Origin of the sequence: Helicobacter zhangjianzhongii, assembly GCF_030249855.1 — a bacterium.
GTDB lineage: Bacteria > Campylobacterota > Campylobacteria > Campylobacterales > Helicobacteraceae > Helicobacter_B > Helicobacter_B zhangjianzhongii.
On sequence record NZ_JANURN010000001.1, the window covers coordinates 353,438 to 375,434 of the forward strand.

General features: G+C 41.2%; 18 protein-coding genes. 16 read left to right on the forward strand and 2 right to left on the reverse strand.

The window, feature by feature from the left end:
• The first annotated feature begins 2 nt into the window (after nucleotides 1-2).
• From NYG90_RS01590 to solA, 10 genes are all read left to right on the forward strand, one after another.
• The gene (locus NYG90_RS01590) at nucleotides 3-356 is read left to right on the forward strand and encodes a hypothetical protein (protein ID WP_285264595.1); all 354 of its coding nucleotides are present in this window, start codon (nucleotides 3-5) and stop codon (nucleotides 354-356) included.
• Complete coding sequence (locus NYG90_RS01595) at nucleotides 346-1,350, forward strand: virulence RhuM family protein (protein WP_285264596.1); 1,005 nt, start codon at nucleotides 346-348, stop codon at nucleotides 1,348-1,350. The genes NYG90_RS01590 and NYG90_RS01595 overlap by 11 nt, the downstream gene beginning before the upstream one ends.
• The gene (locus NYG90_RS01600) at nucleotides 1,347-4,208 is read left to right on the forward strand and encodes a DEAD/DEAH box helicase family protein (RefSeq protein ID WP_285264597.1); all 2,862 of its coding nucleotides are present in this window, start codon (nucleotides 1,347-1,349) and stop codon (nucleotides 4,206-4,208) included. Before NYG90_RS01595 ends, NYG90_RS01600 begins: the two co-directional genes overlap by 4 nt.
• A gap of 24 nt (nucleotides 4,209-4,232) precedes the next feature.
• Nucleotides 4,233-7,115 carry a restriction endonuclease gene (locus NYG90_RS01605; protein WP_285264598.1) on the forward strand — a complete coding sequence of 961 codons (2,883 nt, stop codon included), beginning with the start codon at nucleotides 4,233-4,235 and terminating at the stop codon, nucleotides 7,113-7,115.
• Nucleotides 7,105-8,334 (forward strand): site-specific DNA-methyltransferase, encoded by a 1,230-nt coding sequence (locus tag NYG90_RS01610; RefSeq protein WP_350338534.1) that lies wholly within the window; start codon nucleotides 7,105-7,107, stop codon nucleotides 8,332-8,334. Before NYG90_RS01605 ends, NYG90_RS01610 begins: the two co-directional genes overlap by 11 nt.
• Nucleotides 8,334-8,954: a site-specific DNA-methyltransferase gene (locus tag NYG90_RS10520; protein WP_350338535.1), complete on the forward strand. Its 621-nt coding sequence runs from the start codon at nucleotides 8,334-8,336 to the stop codon at nucleotides 8,952-8,954. Before NYG90_RS01610 ends, NYG90_RS10520 begins: the two co-directional genes overlap by 1 nt.
• A 62-nt stretch (nucleotides 8,955-9,016) precedes the next feature.
• Nucleotides 9,017-9,349, forward strand: coding sequence for a DMT family transporter (locus NYG90_RS01615; RefSeq protein WP_285256405.1), 333 nt, complete (start codon nucleotides 9,017-9,019; stop codon nucleotides 9,347-9,349).
• A gap of 2 nt (nucleotides 9,350-9,351) precedes the next feature.
• Nucleotides 9,352-9,663, forward strand: coding sequence for a DMT family transporter (locus NYG90_RS01620; RefSeq protein WP_434062721.1), 312 nt, complete (start codon nucleotides 9,352-9,354; stop codon nucleotides 9,661-9,663).
• Nucleotides 9,664-9,674: 11 nt separating this feature from the next.
• A complete protein-coding gene (locus tag NYG90_RS01625) occupies nucleotides 9,675-11,741 on the forward strand; it encodes a DUF1561 family protein (protein ID WP_285264599.1) in 2,067 nt (688 codons plus the stop codon).
• 79 nt (nucleotides 11,742-11,820) lie between these two features.
• Entirely contained in the window at nucleotides 11,821-12,939 is a 1,119-nt protein-coding gene (gene solA / locus NYG90_RS01630; protein WP_285264600.1) for an N-methyl-L-tryptophan oxidase, read from the forward strand.
• A gap of 26 nt (nucleotides 12,940-12,965) precedes the next feature.
• On the opposite strand, the gene NYG90_RS01635 is transcribed toward solA, so the two are convergent.
• Nucleotides 12,966-13,907: a hypothetical protein gene (locus tag NYG90_RS01635; RefSeq protein WP_285256409.1), complete on the reverse strand. Its 942-nt coding sequence runs from the start codon at nucleotides 13,905-13,907 to the stop codon at nucleotides 12,966-12,968.
• Nucleotides 13,908-14,292: 385 nt separating this feature from the next.
• Here NYG90_RS01635 and NYG90_RS01640 point away from each other — a divergent pair, with 385 nt between their 5' ends.
• The 3 genes from NYG90_RS01640 to prpC are packed head-to-tail and all read left to right on the forward strand — an operon-like array spanning nucleotide 14,293 to nucleotide 18,253.
• The gene (locus NYG90_RS01640; protein WP_285264601.1) at nucleotides 14,293-16,206 is read left to right on the forward strand and encodes a propionyl-CoA synthetase; all 1,914 of its coding nucleotides are present in this window, start codon (nucleotides 14,293-14,295) and stop codon (nucleotides 16,204-16,206) included.
• Nucleotides 16,203-17,078 carry a methylisocitrate lyase gene (gene prpB / locus NYG90_RS01645; protein ID WP_285264602.1) on the forward strand — a complete coding sequence of 292 codons (876 nt, stop codon included), beginning with the start codon at nucleotides 16,203-16,205 and terminating at the stop codon, nucleotides 17,076-17,078. The genes NYG90_RS01640 and prpB overlap by 4 nt, the downstream gene beginning before the upstream one ends.
• A gap of 20 nt (nucleotides 17,079-17,098) precedes the next feature.
• Nucleotides 17,099-18,253, forward strand: coding sequence for a bifunctional 2-methylcitrate synthase/citrate synthase (gene prpC, locus NYG90_RS01650; RefSeq protein ID WP_285264603.1), 1,155 nt, complete (start codon nucleotides 17,099-17,101; stop codon nucleotides 18,251-18,253).
• On the opposite strand, the gene NYG90_RS01655 is transcribed toward prpC, so the two are convergent.
• Nucleotides 18,250-18,429: a hypothetical protein gene (locus NYG90_RS01655; protein ID WP_285264604.1), complete on the reverse strand. Its 180-nt coding sequence runs from the start codon at nucleotides 18,427-18,429 to the stop codon at nucleotides 18,250-18,252. The genes prpC and NYG90_RS01655 overlap by 4 nt on opposite strands.
• Nucleotides 18,430-18,657: 228 nt before the next feature.
• On the opposite strand from NYG90_RS01655, the gene prpD reads away from it, so the two are divergent.
• The 3 genes from prpD to carA all read left to right on the forward strand — a co-directional run bounded on the left by prpD (nucleotide 18,658) and on the right by carA (nucleotide 21,993).
• Nucleotides 18,658-20,112, forward strand: coding sequence for a 2-methylcitrate dehydratase (prpD, locus tag NYG90_RS01660; RefSeq protein ID WP_115011193.1), 1,455 nt, complete (start codon nucleotides 18,658-18,660; stop codon nucleotides 20,110-20,112).
• A gap of 145 nt (nucleotides 20,113-20,257) precedes the next feature.
• Complete coding sequence (locus tag NYG90_RS01665; RefSeq protein WP_285256414.1) at nucleotides 20,258-20,809, forward strand: DUF507 family protein; 552 nt, start codon at nucleotides 20,258-20,260, stop codon at nucleotides 20,807-20,809.
• A 20-nt stretch (nucleotides 20,810-20,829) separates the two neighbouring features.
• On the forward strand, nucleotides 20,830-21,993 hold the full coding sequence (gene carA, locus NYG90_RS01670) for a glutamine-hydrolyzing carbamoyl-phosphate synthase small subunit (RefSeq protein WP_285256415.1): 1,164 nt from the start codon (nucleotides 20,830-20,832) through the stop codon (nucleotides 21,991-21,993).
• Nucleotides 21,994-21,997 lie beyond the last annotated feature (4 nt).

Consider the following 21,997-nt stretch of genomic DNA (forward strand, 5'->3'; position numbering starts at 1 on the left):
AAATGGCAGAAAACAATACATCACGGAATATTATTGAAAAAGTAACAGGATTTGATTGTGCCTTAAAAATTATAGGATATGCAATTATTTTAATGTTAGTAAATTCTTGTATTGATAAGATTTCAGAATCAAAACTTAAAGAACAAGAAAAATTTTACAAAGAGATAATGCAACAACAATGTAAAGAAAGAATCGGAGAAAAAATAATTGAGACCATCAAAGAACTTTCTGTAAGTAATAACCCAAATGCGACTGAAGGTATTCAATCAATAGAAACGATACATCAGCAACTTTTAGAGGATTGTAATAGTGTAGCGATAAAAGACCAAAAGATAAAGGTAATGAATGCAAAATAACATCCTCCTTTACACCACACAAGATAAAAAAATAAAAGTCGAGCTTTATGAGCTTGGGGAGAATGTATTTTTAGCCCAGGATTCTATGGCAAAACTTTTTGACACCTCAAAACAAAATATAAGTTTGCATATAAGAAATATCTTGCAGGAAGGGGAATTGCAAGAGAATTCAGTTGTCAAGGAATACTTGACAACTGCTAGTGATGGCAAATCATACAAAGTGAAATTTTATTCCTTAGAGATGATTTTAGCCGTGGGCTTTCGTGTCCGTAGTAAAAGGGGGGTGCAGTTTAGAATCTGGGCAAATGAGCATTTAAAAACCTATTTGCAAAAGGGCTTTTTAATAGATAGCGATAGACTTAAAAATCCAAATGGCAGAAGTGATTATTTTGATGAGCTGTTAGAACAGATTAGAGATATAAGGGCAAGTGAAAAAAGGTTTTATCAAAAAGTGCGAGAACTTTTTGCTTTGAGTGTAGATTATGATTCTAGCGATAAGGCGACACAGATGTTTTTCGCACAGACGCAAAACAAGCTTTTATACGCTATCACACATAAAACTGCCGCAGAGCTGATTTGTGAGAGAGCAAATGCAAAAAAGCTGAATATGGGGCTTACAAGTTGGAAAGGTAGCGTTGTGCGTAAAGGTGATGTGATTGTGGCGAAAAATTATCTAAAAAAAGAGGAGCTAGATAGCTTAAATCGTTTAGTCAATGTGTTTTTAGAATCCGCAGAACTTAGAGTGAAAGATAAGCAAACTTTGACTATGGACTTTTGGAGACAAAATGTGGATTCTTTGCTCACCTTTCAAGGAATGCAAATTTTAAAAGATAATGGCAGTATCTCTAACGCACAAATGGAGCAAATCGCTTATAAACAATATGAGCTATTTGCTACACAACGCAAAAAGGAAGCATTGCTCAAGGCAGAAAAGGAAGATGAAGGGATATTAGAATCTACCTATAAAACACTTAACATGAGAGCAGGAAAATGACTAAAAAGCAATCACTGATTTTAAAAGACATTACAGACAAAAAGATTCAATCTTTCAACGATCTTTTTCAAAGCCTTGATTTAATAAGCTTTAATGGCAGTATTAGTCTGCAAGAGTATCAAGTAGCAGCATTGCAAAAGGCATTATGTAGCTTAAAGCTATACAGGGATAATACAAAAGAGCTATGCTATGAATACAAACAGGCTTTTAAATACAATGCTATAAAACTAGATTCTAAAAAAGGCTTAGATATAAAAGAGTTTTGCAATATGGCAAGCTTTTGGATGGCAACAGGCAGTGGCAAAAGTATTGTGATGATAAAGCTTATAAGCCTTATGCAAAGACTTATGAAAAGCGGCGAGATAGAATCTAAGCCCATAATGCTACTTGTGCCTAATGATAAGATTTTAGATCAGTTTAAAACGCATATACAAAGCTTTAATGCGTATCAGCCGATACAAATCACTTGCAAAGAGATAAAAGAATATGATAATCAAAGTTTGCTAGGCTTTGAAAATGTCGTGTTTCTTGGTAGAAGTGATTTGCTAGATATAAAAGACAATGTCGGTAAAGATTCTAAAGCAAAAAGGCTAAATTATGATGATTTAATGCGTGAAAAAGGCTGGTATATCTTGCTTGATGAAGCACATAAGGGCGATAGCAAAGATTCTATAAGAAAAAGCTATGTTAGAGAATTAGCAAAAGGGCGAGAAAGGCAGGAATATCCGCACGGATTTATCTTTAACTTTTCTGCGACTTTTGATAATGATATAGAGCTATTTACTTGTGCTTTTAACTACAATTTAGAGAAGTTTAATAATGATGGCTATGGGAAAAATATCGTGGTGCTAGATAGCAATCTCAAAGCCTTTAAAGATTCTAAAGTGGATTCTAGTGATGAAAAACTAGAGCGGATAATGGAAAGTTTTATCCTTTTTGTGGGGATAAAGCAGGAATTAAAAAGCTTAAAAGCAAGGTTTGAAAACCTGCATTATCACAATCCTTTAATCATCGCTGTGGCGGATAAAGTCAATACTAAAGATGCGGGGATTAAGCTGTATTTTGAAGCGATTATGGGAATCTTAAAAGATTCTAAAGATATAAGTGAGATTGCAAAAAACTTAGCAAAAAAACTAGAATCTAGCCGCATATATTTTGCTGAAAAAGAGATGAATAAAGACTTTTTAGAGCGACTTGCAAAAATAGATTCTAAAGACTTAAGAGAGCAAATCTTTTATGCTAAAGAGACTTCAAGCCTAGAGTGCTGTAAGATTAAGGGGAATAATAAAGAGCTTGCCTTTAAAAGTAAAAATGCGACAAAGCCCTTTTTGCTTTTAAATATCGGTAGCGTTAAAGAGTGGGAGAAAAGCTATCTTAATGCGCTAGGCATTGAGAGTGGGGAGGATATAGAAAAAGGGTATTTTGAGGGGCTAAATAATATAGAATCGCCTATACAAATTATGATGGGAAGCAAGGTATTTAGCGAGGGGTGGGATAGCAATCGTGTGAATTTCATCAACTTTATCAATATCGGTAGCAAAAAGGCAAAAAAATATGTCCTACAAACCATAGGGCGAGGGGTAAGAATTGAGCCTTTTAAAGATGTCCGCAAACGACTAAAAGCAAGTGATAAGCTAGAGTATAACAAAAAAGATTCTTTAGGTGATGGGAGTTTAGGTATTGAGAGTGTATTTATTATGGCGACAGAAAATGAAGCGATTCAAGGGATTTTAGAAGGGCTTGAGGGCTTTAGATTCCAAAGTAGGCTTACTGGCTTTAAGAGGAACAAAACGCTAGAACCCCTGCTTGTGCCAAGCTACAAAGACTCTCATAAAAGAAGCGAAACCTTTGTGATTTCACATTATGACTTTGAGAGATTAAGCAAATATATAGAATCTTATGATGAAGATATTTTGCTTGTATCAAGTGGGATTAACCGAGCGGATTTAGGCTTTAGCACTTTGCAAAAGATACAGCAAAAAATGAGCGATGAAGCAAGTGTAAGCTTAGAGATAAAGGGCAATATGCCAAAGATTAAAGCACAAAATGCCCTGCGTCGTATGGATAGATTTTTCCACGCACCTTTGCAGGAGTTAGAAAAGTTTGTGCCTTGTGAGAATAGTATCACGCATTTTGATGGATTTATGCTAAGTGGCGATGGGCTTAGTGAGATGATTATAAAAGAGATGAATAAGGCAGTGAAAGAACTAGCACAGAGCAAACAAACTAAAAGCATAGATACGCTTAAAAAAGAGTTTGAAAAAGGCAAAATCACACTGGATGAATACACAGAGCAAATCCAAGCTAAACCAACACAAAGAGTAGAAAAATATAGCTATGTTATCACAGCAGAGCTAGCAAAGCACTATTACAGCCCTATGGTTTTAGAATCATATAAAGATTCTGCAATCCATATCAACTATGCTATTAGTGAGAGAAGTGAGATAGAATTTTTAGAAGATTTACAAAAATATTTACAAGATTCTAAGAACGCATTTAAAGATTATGAGTGGTGCTTTAGCAAGATTGTAGAAAAGCTAGATTCTATATTTATCCCCTATTTTGATACACAAAGCCAAGAGCAGAGAAAATTTTACCCCGACTTTATCTTTTGGTTAAAGCATAAAGAAAGCGGGAATTATAAAATCATCTTTGTAGATCCTAAGGGCTTAAGCTTTGAAGCAAATGCAAGAGATAAATTGTGGGGCTTTAAAGAATTATTTTGTAATAAAAAGCTAGATTTTCAAGGATTAGATATAGAAGTAGCTTTGTATTATTACAATAAAGATTCTAGTGTGTCAAAGGATTTTGAAGGGCATATTGCTGCACAGATTTGTGAGCTATTTGTGCGATATTAATTCCACTATTTAAACGGAGCAACAATGATTTTTGAAAAGCAAGATTACCAGCAAAACTGCATTGACAACATAAAAGAGATTCTGTCAAATTTTGACTTTACAAAGCAAGATAATTTAAAGGAATGTTTGCAAGACTTTTACAAACACACACCTATGCCGATACACAATATCAGTGATAAACTACGCTTAGATATTTTAATGGAAACAGGCACGGGCAAAACTTTCACCTATCTTAATCTCATCTTTGAGCTTAACAAGCATTTTAAGCAAAATAAATTCATCATTTTCGTGCCAAGAAAGGCGATTTTAGAATCTGTGAAGCAAAATATCAAGCTTACAAAAGACTACTTTTATAGCGAGTATAAAAAGCATTTAAAGCCCTATATCTACACAGATAGCAAGTCGCAATCGCAAATCATCAATCACTATATCAAAAATGAAGATGAGCTAAGTGTGCTTATCCTAACTAATAGCGCCATTGATAAGAAAGATAATTTGCTTAACAAAAACAATGAAAATCTTTTCAATACAAAAAGCATTTTTGAAAACATAGCCGCCCTAAAGCCCATTTCTATCATTGATGAGCCACATTTGCTAAAGGGCGAAGCGTTTCATCGCTATTTTTCTAAGCTTAATTCTCTATATTTCCGCTTTGGTGCGACCTTCCCCAAAGAGGGCAAAAAGCCAAATGACAAAGAATTTGCACTTAGCAATATGATCTACTGCCTTGATTCTATCTCTGCATTTAGAGCATATCTTGTCAAGCAAGTCAAAGTCCATACTATAGGCTCAAGCTCCACGCAAATTTTCCTAAAGTCCTACCACGCTAGAGACAAAAAAGCCATTTTCTCCTACACACAAAGCGGCATAGAAAAAGAGCAAGAGCTAAGGCTTAACGAAAGCTTTAGTCAGCTCAATGGTGCGATCTTACTCAAAGTAGAAAAAGACAAAGCCTACTTTAGCGATCAGTCAATCCTAGACAAAAAGGGCGAAAGCTATCATTTAGATGAAGATGAGCTTACCGCTCTTTTAGGCAAGGCTATTGATTTGCATTTTGAAAAAGAGCAAAGGCTTTTTGCCAAGGGCATTAAGGCTTTAAGCTTATTTTTTATCCCAAATATCGCGGATTTTAGAGGCGAAAAGCCCTTTATCAAAAGCACTTTTGAGAAGCTTTATAAGGCAAAAAGAGAGGAGCTTTTAAAACAGGATTTAGATGAAAATTATAGAGCATATCTAGCGCAAGACTTTGATGAAAGCGGAAATTTGCAAGTGCATCAAGGCTATTTTAGCGGTGATAAAGGCAGTAAAGATGACAAAGAAGCCGCAGGAGTTAAGATGATTTTAGAAGAGAAAGAAAAGCTTTTATCCCTTAACACGCCCTTGCGTTTTATCTTTAGCGTATGGGCTTTGCAAGAGGGCTGGGATAATCCAAATATTTTTACTCTTATCAAGCTTGCAAGCTCAAGTAGCGATATAAGCATACATCAGCAAGTAGGCAGGGGACTTCGCTTATGTGTCAATGACAAGGGCAAAAGGATCACCCATAGATTTATGGACTTTGATGATGATAGCTTTTATAGGCTTAATTACCTTGATATTATCGTAAGTGCAAAGGAGTCAAACTACATAGGCAATTTGCAAAAAGAAATAGAAGATTCTAGCTATATCCTTAGTGATAAAATCTTAAGTAAAGAAGAGTTAAGCGACCTTTTAAATGGTGAGCAAGATTTAATCGATGATTTTATGTATATTTTGCGAAAAGACCTAGAGCTAATCGCTTATGACAAAGAGAAAAAAGCCTACATTATACAAGCTCCCATTTATGAGAGTATCAAAGATGATGATAAAATCAAAGAGCTTTTAGGAGAGAGCTTTCCTAAAGTGCTAGAATTTTTCAAAGCCAAAGAAAGCCCAAGCACAAACAAGCACAATCAAGTAGAAAGCGGCGACAAAGAGCCAAAGCAAGTTACCATCCGCCCTAATTTAGCCAAAGACTTCAAAGAGCTATGGGAGAAAATCAACCAAAAAGCCAAGATCACCTACCAAGGCATTGAAGAGCAAGACATCATAGACCAAGCCGTCAAAAAATTTAATAAAACAAATATAGAAAAAGAAAGCTACACCTATGAGAGGAAACGCTACGACGCCCAGCAAAACATTATCATCACAGAAGACTCCATAACACTAGGCGATATAGACTACCAAGCAAGCTTTGCTAAAGATATGCAAAATCTACTCCTAGACTTTAGCAAAGAAGCCAAGCTTCCCCTACGATTTTTGCTACAAATTTATGCCAAATGCGACAAAGAGAAGTTTAAAAACTCTCCTAAAAAGGCTTTCACCGCACTAAGAAACATCATCAAAGACCAAATTCATCACAATTTACTTCAATGTATAAGCTATGATTTTTCTACCGCTAAAAATGAGAGCCAAAGTATCTTTTCTAGCGGGACTCTCCCACGCCACACGCTAGGGCGTTACTATGAAAGCGGCAAACCAGCGGATAATTATCTCTATGAAGAGATCATTTATGACTCTAAGATAGAACGCTTCATCATCACAGAAGATAATGAAAAAGTGGATTCTAAGACTATAAAAGTCTTTGCCAAGCTGCCTAAGCTTATCATCCCCACGCCTTATAAGCACTATGAGCCAGATTTCGCCTACTTTTTAGAAGATAGTAATGGCAAGAAGATCTTTTTTGTCTGTGAGAGTAAGGGCTATGATGATGAAAACGAGATTTCAAAAAATGAAATGCAAAAGATCAAATACGCTGAAAAATTTTTCACCCAACTAAGCCAAAAGCTAGAAAATGACAATATCCAAATCATTTTCAAAAAACGCATAAACAAGCAGACCCTACTAGAGTGTCTAAGACAAACACAAGGAGAAAACAATGCCAACTAAGAAAAGACTAACCAAACAAGACATCAAGCAAGCAAATATACTAGATAGCACCAAAGAGCATAACCCTCTTTTAGACTATCTTGCAAAGCACCACCCCCAAACCATAAGCGAAGAGCGACTAAACCTAGACGCCTTAAGCCAAGCACTAGGCTTTAGCCCTAGCTCTATGCAAGGCTATGGGCTAAGCTTCATCGGCAAACCTCTAGCAAACGCCCTATACTCCACCCCCACCACAAAAGAGCTAAAAGAGCTAGACCCCAAACACTCACAAAACATCATCATCAAAGGCGATAATCTCCACGCCCTAAAGCTCCTAAAATCTGCCTATGATGGCAAGATAAAGATGATCTACATCGACCCTCCCTACAATACAAAAAATGAGAAATTTATCTATGATGATAACTTTGTCAAAGAGTATCAAAAGCTCTTAGTCGAGCTAGATTTACTAAAGCTTGATAGCAATGGCAAAGTGCTAGAAAAAAGTGAAGTGCTACACTTCCTAACCAATCCTAGCGGAGATAAAGCCCATAGCGGCTGGCTAAGCTTTATGCTACCACGACTAAAACTTGCTAGAGATTTACTCAAAGATGATGGCGTGATTTTCATAAGCATAGATGATAATGAACAAGCAAATTTAAAAATTCTCTGCGATGAAATTTTTGGGGAGGAGAATTTTGTAAGTGATATTGTGTGGAATTCCGTTAGTAGTGTTTTAAAACAATCGAAACATATTAGAAAAGAACACGAATATATTTTGGTTTATGCAAAAAATAAAGATAGTTTAGTGTTTTCAAAATTAGAAAATACTATGAAATTTGAAAATCCAGATAATGATCCTAAAGGAGAATGGTTTAGTAGTAATGCGGCAGCCGCAAATCAAAATAAAGATGACAATAAATTTTCAATACAGCTTCCAAATGGTGATGAGTGTATAAGAAATTGGAAGTTTAGTTATAGTGAGTTTATAAATGGTGAAGTTGATTTATATTTTAAGGATGGCAATGTCCCTAGATTGAAAATTTATAAAAGTGATTATAGTGTTTTATCTAAAATACAGGCTAGTATTTTAAGCGGTTTTGGTTCTTTAACTTCCGCAAAAACAGAAATAGAATTATTGCTGGGAAATAAAGAACTATTTGATACTCCTAAGCCTGTAAATTTAGTAAAACACTTACTTAAAATCTCTACAAACACGGGGGGGGGGGGGGGGGAGATATAGTGCTTGATTTTTTCGCCGGCAGTGGCACCACCGCCCAAGCCGTAATGGAGCTAAATGCCGAAGATGGCGGCAATCGCAGATTTATCCTAGTGCAGCTTGATGAGCCAATTAATGAGGCTAAAAATAAAGTCGCTTATGATTTTTGTAAAAATACTCTTAAAAGCCAAAATCCTGTGATAAGCGATATAACCATAGAGCGCGTCAAAAGAGCAGCCGCTAAAATCGCCAAGGCTGCTAAGCAAGATTTACTAAGCGCAAAAGAGCTAGACCTAGACTTCCGCCTTTTTACTATGGTGCAAAAGCCAGAGCTTGTAAGCGAAGAAAATGATAATCTAGGGCTAATCACCCACGCAGACCTAAGCCCACAAGATAAAGCCCTAAACCTAGCTTTGCAAGATAGCAAAATGCTCCATAAAAAGCTAGAATCCATTATAAAAGATAAGCTCTATCAATGTGAAAATAGCCTTTATATCGTCCAAATGGATAAAGAAGTGCTTGACTACATCAAAAACAAAACACACGATGAAATAGTCTATCTAAACGCTTTTGATGATATTGACTTACAAGAGTATCTTAACCTTGAAAGCCACCTAAAAACACGCTTATATGTGGTGTTTTGAAGAGAGCTTGCAAGCTCTTTTGTGCTACAATCACGCCTTAATGCTAGGGGATAAGGGTGTATATGAGCAAAAATCTTGGCTGGTTTTTTATCATCATCGGCGGTATTTGTGAGATATTTTGGGTAAGCGGGCTGAAGTATGCCGACACTCTAGGGCTGCAGGCTTTGACAGGGTTAGGCATTTGCATTTCCTTTGTCTGTATGCTGCTAGCAATTAGGGTCATAGAAATTAGCGTGGCATATAGCGTGTTTGTAGGGATTGGTGCGGCAGGGATCGTGCTAGCAGAGATTGTAGTCTTTGGCGCGCCAGCTTCTTGGCTAAAAATCACGCTCATTGTGGTGTTGATGTGTGGTGTGATCGGGCTGAAATTTGCCACAAACCATAAAGGTGCTTGATGATACATTGGGCGATGTTGCTTGCCGCTGGGGTTATGGAGATTTTTGGCGTGATTGTGATGAAACGCTTTGTCGATGGGAAGAGACTCTATCTCCTAGCGATCATCGGCTGCTTTGGGCTTAGCTTTACTTGCTTATCCATAGCTATGCAAGAGATCTCTATGGGCGTGGCGTATGCGATATGGACAGGTATAGGCGCGGCTGGGGGCGTGATTGTCGGGGTGGTGTTTTATAAAGAAGATCGCTCGCTTTTGAAGTTTGTGTGCGTGTGTGTGATCATCGCCTCTAGTATGGGGCTTAAGGCGATTGGCTAAGGCTAGAATCTATGGCAAACCCTGCTAAAGTCGCCTTAACTCTAGGGAGTGTATTTGTAGGTAGTGTATCTGCCCTTTTTTTGCCCCTTTTGCTCTATGCCACTCCCTTTAGCCCCAAGCAAACCCTAGCCCAAAAGCCGCAAGATACGCCCATACGCGTGCTAACCCAAGATAATCGCACGCTATGCTATGTCCCCACATTTTCAGGCGGCACAAGCTATATCGTTCTCTCAAGCTGTCAAGCTGCCCCGCAAGCGCGTTTTGATGTCTTTAGCCATTTGGCATATCGCATTAACGATACTTGGCTATGTATCACTGCGCCAGATTCTGTGGTAGAGAGAAGGCGCGATAAAGACTATGTGCATTTATCGCCCTGTGCTATCAATCTCCCAAGCCAGCAATGGCAGCTAAAGGACAATCGCTTCTACTCGCTTGATGGCATTTATAGCCTACAAGATGATGGGAGCTATTTGTATGCAGCACATACCTTTGCAGGTGGGCTTTATACACATACGCTTGAACACTCTATGCAGAAATGGGCAAGCACCATAGCCACCCCGGCAAATCTCACTATCCAAAGCGCGATTTCTTGGAGCGTGAGCTACGCACAAGGGCAGGAGCGGTATTTCCTAACTAACAATCAATCACAGAAAAACACCGCATTTCTCTACTACAATCTTTTGAGCGGACATATTGCAAGCTATGATGAGAGCAGTGGGCGGCTGTATTGTATGTATTCTAATACAGGCAAGCAGGCGTGGGATTGGGTGGTTTGGGGACTATGCACAGATGGCACGCCTCCTAAGGATAATAGAGCCTTTTTCAAGCCTATCCCCATTGATGATAGGCATTTCGCCTTTTTGGATAAAGATAGCAATATCTTGCGACTTACGCGCTATGGGATCCACTGGGGTGTGCCCTATGTCGCTAGCAAGGAGTATGCTAGCAATGATGTGCAAAATAGCCCGACTTCTGCCTTTGAGCTAGATCACATTACACAGGAGTGGCTGCGCTTCATTAGCGCAAACATTGGAGAAAATCTCCGCACCTGCCCAGCCCCGGGGCATAAGCATAATCCCTTGCAAAACTCATCAAAACAGATCCTACAAGCTAGCCCCATATCCACGCCCCCTAGATCGCTTCTACAATACTTGCTTGAACACTTGCTTGCGATATTACCCACACAGAGTGCCAAAGGGCACAATAAGCAGAATCCACTTTTGCAGCAGTCTTTTATGCAAAGCTCCCCAGCCTTGCCTGCTTATTTTAGCCTTAATGAATCGTGGGTGGCGCGATTGTGGCATATCAATATTAGTGCGGATACTTCTAGGGCAAGTAGTGGGGTGTGTGGGATCTGCCTTTTGCAAGCTTATCAAGCAATCGCCGAGCTCTTAGAGACGCACGCTCATCCGCGCGGTAGTGGGGGGTATTTTTTTGATACAGGGGCGGGGGTCAATCCTTTTGCCAGCTTTTATGCGAGAAACTCGCTTTTGCACGATACTTTGCAAGATATTTTAGGCTACTATGACAGCCCTGCTAGGGATCATAGGGAGTTGTTTTATCGTGGGACAAGCAGGGCGTTGGCAAGTAGTATTTCTATGCTTCCACAATATGAGTGGAGTGTGCTAGGGCAGAGTGTGGAGGAGAGTGGGATTTATACTTTGCTGCAAAGCGTTCTAGAGCGACCTGTGGGGAGTGTGTTTCTCTTTACGCTTGTGAGATTGGATCCTTTATCTGGTAGAAATTTAGGGCACGCAGTGGCGGCATTAAGGCTACGCGATGGCGTGGTGATTATCCCTGCAAATGCCCCAAGCCTTAGCCTAGAATCTTTCCGCGCAAGAGTGCAGGCTGTGCAGAATCCAGCAGATATGATAGAGCGACTCACGCGCTTTGGCTCGCGGCATTTGGAGCTTCTTGGGCTAGGTGTGCTAGAAGTTGCAAGATCTCATCGCAATCCTTTTGAATCGATAATTTCACTGCATAATTGCAGTGGTGAGGGCGAGGATAGGCGTGGCAATGCTCTGCTGCCTTTGCCAGAGCTATTAAATGCGTGTATTAGCGGACGATGTGTGTGGTAGCACGCCATAAGCGCGAGCTTGCCGCGACTAGAATCCATAAGCGCAGGCTTGCTAGAATCTATTACACAAGGGGTGAATGATGAAATATGATGTTGTGATTATCGGTAGTGGGAGTGTAGGGAGCTTTGCTGGGTATTATGCAAGTAGGCAAGGGCTTAAGACCTGCTTGATTGATAATTTTCTACCACCACATTCTAATGGCTCCTACCACGGCGATACTAGAATCTTCCGCATAGCTTATGGCGAGGGGGAGAAGTATATCCCGCTGTTGCAGCGTGCTTTTGAGCTTTGGGGGGAGTTTGAGCAAACAAGTGGGCAAAAGATCTTTGAGCGATGTGGGGTGCTAAATATCGGTGATCCTGCAAGTGCGTTTATGCGCAATGTCGCGCAAAGTAGCAAGGACTTCGCCCTAGATACAATGCTCCTTAGCCCCCAAAAGATTAGCCAGCTCTATGGGATCAATGTGCCAGATCATTTTACAGGGATTTTGGAGAGAGGGACGGGGTTTGTATATAGCGATAAAAGTGTAGAAACTGCCATAAGGCTAGCAGTAGGGCTTGGGGCAGATGTGCTTATCTCGTGCATTAGGCGTATAGAGAAGCAAGGCGGAGCCTATTATATCTATACGGATTCTAGTCAAATCCTAGCTGATAAGATTTTGCTTAGTGCGGGGAGCTTTGCTAGTGAGATCCTTAGTGTGTGTGCGTTTGATCTACCACAAATCCCTGTAAAGCCTAAGCGCAAAATGCTTAATTGGTTTTATTCTAGCTCTTATCAGCTACGCGATGCTATGCCGGCGTTTATTATGGAGTTTAATGGAGATCATTTCTATGGATTCCCGGATTTTGGCTCTGGGGTCAAAATCGGGCTTAATGTCTTTGGGCAGGATATAACTACGCGCGATGAGCTTCTAGGCTTTGGGGATATAGAGAGTGATAAGCGTGCCATCGCTGAACATATCCGCGCGTTTATGCCTAGCTTGGGTGAGCTATGCACAGGGGCAGTATGCACTTATGCAATGACACCTGATGAAGGCTTTATCATTGATTTTATTGACTCTTGCTTGCTGTATCTTGGCGGACTTAGCCACGGATTTAAATTTGCTCCAGCTCTTGGGGAGCTAGGCATTAGCGCGTTGCAACGAGGTGAATTGCCACAGGAGATTTGTAGGCATTTTTCTCTAGGGCGATTTAGCTAGGATACTAGAATCTAGTTTGATAAGAGCTAGTGGGCTAGGCTGTGTGGCTGGATATTATTAGCAAAGAGTTCGCCATAGGGCGTGGAGTCTGCGATAATCTCATAAAAGCTTAAGAGATCATTGCTATTTTTGAGTGATTCCATAAGTGTGCGCACGATATGTAGGCTATGCTGCTTTTGTGTGTGTTTGGGGGCGTGGCTAGGAGAGGTGAAGTGCTTGTGGATCCTCTGCACCAAAGCAGCATTGCGTATCTCTAGGATCATAGAATCTATGGGCATTTTTAGAAACATTAGCCCATCATCTGGCAAAAGCGAGAGATAAGCACTATCGATCCCAAAGAGCTTGGTGCTATAAGAGTCAAAAAAGTAAAGAGATTTGTTGTAGTTGTCTTCTAGGCTCTCTATAATTAGCTCAAGTATGCGTATGCGCTCATCTATGGTAAAAAGATTGCCAATAGGGCAGAATCCAAAGCGCAGTAAAGATTCTATACTATACCACTCAATGCTCTCAAAGCTATGCTCTAGCATTCGTTCATAGCGGATTTTGCGCAAGCTTTGTGCGCGCGATGAGTTGCCAAATTTGTAGGGAAAAGTAACGATTTTATCCCGATAAGCAGGAGAGGGGAAGCGAGGGTGGATCACAAAGCGTCTTTTGGATTCTTTTTCTAAAATATAGGCAAGTCCGCCTTCATAGCCTTTATCTATGATAGCTATCTCGCTTTGTGGCAGGGCTTTTAAGAGAGAGAAAAACTCATCTTTCTCGCAGTCTTGCTCCCAGATCCTACTAGGATAGCGGAAGAATGTAGAAATAGCTTGGCATACTTCTAGGGGCGGTGTTTTGGCGACACTTTTATCTATCCACGAAGTGAGTGTGCGCCTATCCTTGCCGATGATTTGGGCGAATTTAGAGAGACTTAAGCCGGAGTTTTGATAAATAGCGATGAGCTTTTCTAGGGTGTTGAATGCCATAATAGCCTGCTTTCAAAAAGTGGATTCTAGGGCGCGCAATTCAATCTTGGGTGAGCAATGCGATTGATTGTGTGATTTTTAGGGCAGTCATTACCACTCTAGGTAACTCCTACTCTAAAAATCACGCAAAACGAAGTTTCTTTAGAAAACAAGCGAGCGAAGTTTCTTTAGAAAGCTCCCGCAGCCCCGCTGCAATGCTTAGAATCGTGCTAAACAAATAATCTTCAAAACTGGATTCTAGTCATATCTTACAATAATTGCACAAAAATTGTGCAATTATAATGGTTTATGCCCAAATCTAATCATCAAAAACGCAAAAATTGTTCATAGCAAATCCGCGCATTCTAGCTAGAATAAATCCCTATCAAACTTTAAAGGAGGTGAAATGCCCACATATCAAGAAGTGTATCAACAATCCATTGAAAATCCTGAAGCCTTTTGGGCAGAAGCCGCTAAAAAGGTGCATTGGTATCACGAATGGGATAAGGTGCTTGATGTTGTCAATGACCATTATCGGTGGTTTGTCGGTGGGTGTATGAATACCTGCTACAACGCCCTTGATTTGCATATAGAAAATGGCAGAGGCGATCAAGTGGCATTGCACTATGACTCACCTGTAACAGACACAAAAAAGTCCTACACCTATAAAGAGCTACGCAAAAGAGTGGCAAAAACCGCTGGAATCCTAGTCAATAAAGGCGTGGTAAAGGGCGATAGAGTGCTTATCTATATGCCTATGATCCCTGAAGCGGTGATTGCGATGCTTGCTTGTGCTAGGATTGGGGCGATCCATAGTGTGGTCTTTGGCGGATTTGCCGCCCACGAGCTAGCTGCTAGGATTGAAGATGCCAAGCCACGCGTAATTATGAGTGCTTCTTGTGGGATAGAGATTTCACGCGTGGTGAAATATAAGCCTATCTTAGATGAAGCTATAAAAAGCTCTAGCCATAAGCCTACCACTTGTCTTATTTGGCAACGCCCACAAGAGAGGGCAAATATGCTGCCTTGGCGTGATGTGGATTGGGAGAGTGAAGAGGAAAAGACAGATCCCGTAGAATGCGTGCCTGTGGATGCCACTGATCCGCTGTATATCCTCTACACCTCTGGCACGACTGGTAAGCCAAAGGGCGTGATCCGCAGTAATGGGGGGCATTCTGTGGCGATGAAGTGGTCTATGGATAATATCTACAACGCAACGCCCGGCGATGTCTTTTGGGCGGCAAGTGATGTAGGCTGGGTTGTGGGGCATAGCTACATTGTGTATGCGACATTGATGAATGGCTGCACGACTATCCTCTATGAGGGCAAGCCTGTCAAAACGCCAAATCCGGGGGCATTCTGGCGTGTGGTGCAAGAATATAAAGTAAATATTTTATTCTCTGCACCTACTGCATTTAGAGCGATTAAAAAAGAAGATTCTAAAGGTGAATGGCTTAAAAAGTATGATATTAGCTCACTTAGAGCGGTATTTGTCGCTGGGGAGCGGTGCGATAGCGATACACTCAAATGGATTGAAAAGCTTGTCAAAAAGCCTGTGATTGATCACTGGTGGCAGACAGAGACAAGCTGGGCGATAGCGGCAAATCCGCTAGGACTAGAGCAAATGCCGGTAAAGCCCGGCTCACCTACAAAGCCTATGCCCGGATTTAATCTCAAAGTCCTAGATGAAGAGGGCAAGGAGTGCAAAGCCGGAAAGCTAGGCAATCTAGTCATCAAGCTACCTTTGCCCCCTGCGTGCCTAATGGGAATCTGGGGCGATGATACAAGATATAAAAACTCATACCTTAATCACTATCCGGGCTATTATCTTACTGGTGATAGTGGCTATATTGATAAAGATGGCTATGTGTTTGTAATGGGGCGAATGGATGGGGTCATCAATGTCGCAGGACATAGGCTCTCAACTGGCGGTATGGAAGAGGCGATTGCGAAGCACCCAGATATTGCAGAATGTGCGGTTATCGGCGTGAATGATGAGTTAAAAGGTGAGATACCACTAGCATTTGTCGTGCTAAAAGATGGGCTGGAAAGAGATATACAAAGCCTGTGCGAAGGTGTCGTGCAGCTTGTGCGAGAAGAGATTGGTGCGGTGGCTTCATTGCATATTGTCGCGGTGGTAAAGCGACTGCCAAAAACTAGAAGTGGTAAAATCTTGCGAGGCACAATGCGTGATATTGCTGATGGTAATGAATGGAAAATGCCTAGCACGATTGAAGATTCTAGCGTAATGCCTGAGATTGAAGCAGCATTGCAGAATCTTGGCTACCCAAAATCTAAAAATATAAAGGAGGCAAAATGAAAACAGCAGGACAAAAATTTAGAGAAGCATTAAAGGAAAATAATCCTTTGCAAATCATAGGTGTGATTAACGCCTACTCTGCTATACAAGCGCAAAAAAGCGGTGCAAAAGCCCTTTACTTAAGCGGTGGTGCATTAGCGGCGATGAGCTTAGGTGTGCCTGATCTTGGCATTAGCTCATTAGAAGATGTGTGTATTGATGTGCGCCGCATCACGGCGGTAAGTGATTTACCCTTGCTTGTAGATGCAGATACGGGCTGGGGTGGAGCGTTTAATATCGCTAGAACGATTAAGGACTTAACACGAAGTGGTGCAGCAGGCTGCCACATAGAAGATCAAGTCGCGCAAAAACGCTGCGGACATCGCCCCAACAAAGAGCTTGTCAGCAAAGAAGAGATGTGCGATAGGATAAAAGCGGCAATGGATGCAAAGCTAGATTCTAGCTTTGTGGTAATGGCAAGGACTGATGCCCACGCAAGTGAGGGGCAACAAGTAGCGATTGAAAGGGCATTAGCCTATGTGGAGGCAGGAGCGGATATGATCTTTGCTGAAGCAATCCATACGCTAGAAGAGTATAAGCAATTTACTGAAGTCATAAAAGTGCCTGTTCTAGCAAATATCACGGAGTTTGGCAAAACGCCTTACTTCACCAAAGATGAGCTAAAAAATGTAGGAATCTCTATGGTGCTGTATCCACTATCAGCAGCAAGGGCTATGAATAAGGCGGCATTAGCGGTGTTTCAAGACATTATCAATAATGGCTCGCAGAAAAATAGCATAGATTCTATGCAAACACGCGATGAGCTGTATGAAATGCTTGGCTACCACGAGTATGAGCAAAAGCTTGATACGCTCTTTAAAAGCAAAAAATAACTTAAGAGAAAGGAGAGAAAATGGCAGCACCAACAGAAAAAGTCGCAAAAAAAGTAGGTGGCTTAGCAGGGATAAGCGCAGGAGAATCAGCAATCTGTACTTGCGGCACAGGACACGGGCTAAATTATAGAGGCTATGATATTTATGATTTAGCCGAGCATTGTGAGTTTGAAGAAGTGGCATATTTGCTATTAAAAGAAAAGCTACCAAATAAAGCAGAGCTAGAATCTTTCAAAAAAGAGCTAATAGCCGCAAGAAGCTTACCAAAAGAGCTAAAAGAAGTGCTAAAGCTTTTACCCAAAGATGCACACCCTATGGATATTATGCGGACAGCGTGTTCTACACTTGGTTGTTTGGAGAGAGAAGAATATGATGTATTTAAAGCATCTTTTCCAAATCAGCAAAAAATTGGCATAAGGCTTTTAGGTATTTTCCCAAGTGTGCTGACTTTCTGGCATCATTATCATACAAGTGGCAAGGAGATAAACACAGAATCTAAGCAAGATTCTATCGCCGGATATTTCCTAGAATCCTTGCACCAAAAAGAGCCAAAAGAGCTATGGGTAAAGGCTATGCACGCAAGTTTGATTTTGTATGCAGAGCACGAGTTTAATGCCTCTACATTTACCGCAAGGGTGATTACTGCGACAATGTCTGATGTGTATGCAGGGATTACCGGGGCGATTGGGGCATTGAGGGGACCACTGCACGGCGGAGCAAATGAAGCGGCAATGGATTTGATAGAGGAGTTTAAAACGCCAGAGCAGGCAACGCAAGGGATTTTAGATAAACTTGCTAGAAAAGATAAGATTATGGGCTTTGGACATCGCGTATATGTGGAAAAAGATCCACGCAATGTGGTGATAAAAAAATGGAGTAAAAGGCTAGGTGAAGATGTGAAAGACACAAAGGGGCTATACCCCATAAGTGAAGCCATAGAAAAGGTAATGTGGGATCAAAAAAAGCTTTTCCCTAATCTTGATTTTTATAGTGCGAGTGCTTATCACTTTATGGGGATTCCCACGCCGTATTTCACGCCGATTTTTATCTTTTCACGCACGGCAGGGTGGCTGGCACATATCTTTGAGCAAAGGGGGAATAATAAGCTAATCCGACCTAGTTCGCAATATACAGGACCGGATAATAAGGCGTTTGTGCCTATGGATAAGCGTTAATCTTTTGTGCGCTTTTGCGCGTTAGCTTTTTGGCTAAAAACGGCGATTGCTGCGGCTTTGGCTGCGTCATTACCGCTTAGGTAACTCCTTGCCAAAGCCTTGCAAAGCCCCATTTTTAGCTCAAAAATCTTGCCGCTTAGGCAACTTGAATTTTTGCCACACAAAGGATTTGACATCAGCGGCGGTGAATCTAGAATCTAGATTCTAATAACACAAGGCAGAGCTATTTGATTTGAAAAATCTTCTGCTACGCCTTGATTTTGCGAGGAAAAATCGTGGTTTTCAAGTGAGCCAACGAGAAGCTACCTAAGCGGTAGTGCCGAAGTTGGCGAACGCAGAATCCGCGATTTTAACCGCAAAGGCAAGGCGGACATAATTTTAACTTTAACTACAAGGAGAACACAATGAGTGCCGATATGGGAACACTAGATACCAAACGACCAGAATTTGATGAGTTGCTAACAAAAATTGCGCGTTATGCGTTGGAGTATAAGATTACCTCGCCTTTAGCGTATGAGACAGCAAGATACTGCCTTATGGATACCATAGGTTGCGGACTTTTAGCCCTAAACTTTCCAGCTTGCACTAAGCTTTTAGGACCTGTTGTTGAGGGGGCGGAGTTTCGCCCTTTGGGAGCAAAGATTCCGGGGACTAGCTATCAGCTAGAGCCAGAGAGAGCGGCGTTTAATGTAGGGGCTATGGTTAGATGGCTTGATTTTAATGACACTTGGTTAGCCGCAGAGTGGGGACACCCAAGCGATAATCTAGGGGCGATTTGGGCAGTAGCAGACTATCTAAGCCGCAAAAATATTGCCGAAGGTAAAGAGCCTTTGAAAGTCAAAGATGTGCTTAGTGCTATGATTAAAGCACACGAGATTCAAGGTGTACTTGCGTTAGAAAACTGCTTTAACAAAGTGGGGCTAGACCATGTGCTACTTGTTAGGATCGCTTCTACCGCGGTGGCGTGCGCTATGCTTGGTGGGAGCTTTGAAGAAGTGCGAAACGCAGTAAGCCACGCATTTATTGATGGTGGGGCGTTGCGGACATATCGCCACGCACCAAACACAGGCTCACGCAAAAGCTGGGCGGCAGGGGACGCAAGCTCAAGGGGCGTAAATCTAGCCCTAAAAGCATTAAGCGGAGAAATGGGCTATCCAAGTGCGTTAAGCGCGGAATTCTGGGGATTTGAAGATGTGAAAATGCGGGGCAAAAAGCTCACTATCCCACAAGAATTTGGCAGCTATGTAATGGAAAATGTGCTGTTTAAAATCAGCTTCCCAGCAGAATTTCACGCACAAACTGCCGTAGAATGTGCGTTGAAATTGCATAATGAAGTGAGAGACAGACTAGATTCTATTGAAAAAATTGTAATCACCACTCAAGAATCTGGACATAGAATCATCAACAAAGTCGGTGAGCTTGCAAACCCAGCTGACAGGGATCACTGCATTCAGTATATGGTAGCTGTGCCGCTTGTATTTGGGCGACTCACTGCAGAAGATTATGAAGATTCAGTAGCGAGTGATACACGCATTGACGCCCTGCGTGATAAGATGGTAGTAGAAGTAGATGATCGCTATACGCGTGAGTATTTAGAAGCTGATAAACGCTCTATTGCCAATGCGGTGCAGATTTTCTACAAAGATGGTAGCAAGAGTGAAAAGGTAGAGGTGGAGTATCCTATCGGGCATAAACGCCGAAGAGCAGAGGGGATACCTGTGCTTGTAGCTAAGTTTGAACGCAATATCGCCCTAAAACTTAGCCCCAAAAAATGCGAGCAGATTAAGGCTGTTTGCAGTGATCAAGGTAAGCTAGAATCTATGGCGTTTAATGAATTTAGTGATTTATTTGCGTTGTAGTGCCTTGCTTGATAGCTAGAATCTAACTAGATTCTAGCTATCTTTTTATTTCTTAAAACTACTAATGATTTATCCCACACAAGACCAAGCTAAATATTTCATCTAAATAATGCTATAATAGCGCATTCTATCTAGAGGTTGCACTATGCGGTTACGACTTAATCAAATTGAATATATCGCCAATAAAATAGCACTTGATTTATATAACTCTAGCTTGCTTGTGTTGCAAGTCCCCATTGAGAGTGTCGCCAAAGTGGCAAAGGGTATCCTTGAAGCGGATGTGAAAGAGGAGCTAGCAATTGACCTGAAAGCTCAAGAGCTGCTAGAGAAGAATCAAAGTGAAGTTGAGTTTTTGCGTGTTGATGAGCGCAAGCTCTTTGGTATGATCAAGCGGCAGATCGCTGATGAGCGGCGGTTTTTGCTCTTTTGGGATGATCGATATAATGCACTTTCACACAAGATTCTAGATACGCTAATTGAGAAAAAATATGTGCAGTTTAATGTCAATAAAAATCAAATTAAAAATATCATTTTTAAGGCGATTGATAGCTTTGCCAAAATGCACGATGAGATCCAAGATGAGATTGTGGAGAAAATCAAGAACTACAAACGCAAACTTCTTGTAGGCACAGATGAGTATGAGCTGATTTATGACAAGCTTTATGAAGAAGAGTTACGCAAAAAGGGCTTTATGTAAGCCCGATAAATGGAGATGATATGGCAGATGATATAAGACCAGCTTGGGTGTATTGTGCTAATGGCGTGTATTTTCAAGCGCAAGCATTTTCTGGAAGTGGCACGATGGTGGGGGAAATTGTCTTTAATACTTCCTTGACCGGCTATCAAGAAATCATCACAGATCCTAGCTATGCTGGGCAGTTTATTGTCTTTACTATGCCAGAGATCGGGATTGTAGGTGTGAATGAGCAAGATTGCGAGAGTAGAGATGTGTTTGCTTCTGGGGTGATTGTGCGACATTATGATGATACTATCTCGAATTTTCGCGCACAAGAGAGCCTAAAATCCTTCCTTGATAAGCGCAATATCCTTGGGATTTGTGGTGTGGATACGCGTGCGTTGGTGAAAATGATCCGCACGCAAGGATCGATGATGATGGTTGCTTCAAGCGATATTAGTGATAGAGATGAGCTAGCTAGGATCTTGCGAGACTCCCCTGCAATCGAGCAACAAAACCATATTGAAAATGTCTCTACAACTAATGATTTTACACATACGCAAGGTGTGTATGAGTTCACGGATTTTTCTTATAGTAAGCCTATCACGCGTTATAAAGTAGCAGTGATTGATTTTGGAGCAAAGCGTAATATTTTAAACGAGCTTGTGAGTGCTGGGCTTTTGGCAAAGGTATATCCGCATACATTTTGTGCTGATGAGCTATGCAAAGCCTTTGAAAAAGGTGAGATTGATGGGGTGTTTTTATCCAATGGTCCGGGTGATCCCAAAATGCTTAGTAAAGAAGTGGGAGAAATCACCAAGCTAATTGCAGCAAAAATCCCTATTTTTGGGATCTGCCTAGGACATCAGCTCCTAGCCCTAGCGCACGGCTATGAAACTTATAAGCTAAAATTTGGGCATCACGGCGGCAATCACCCTGTGAAAAATCTTTTGGACAATTCTGTAGAGATCACATCGCAAAACCACAACTATTGTGTCCCAGAATCCATTGAGCAAGTCGCTGTTGTAACACATAGAAATCTTTTTGATAATACCATTGAGGGCGTGGCTTATAAAAATGCGCCGATTTTTTCCGTGCAGCACCACCCAGAGGCAAGCCCCGGTCCTAGAGAGTCGCGCAATATTTTTGAGCGTTTTGCCAAGCTTATTGATGAGCGAAGAAACCACGATAGGGCTAGTCGTTAAGGTT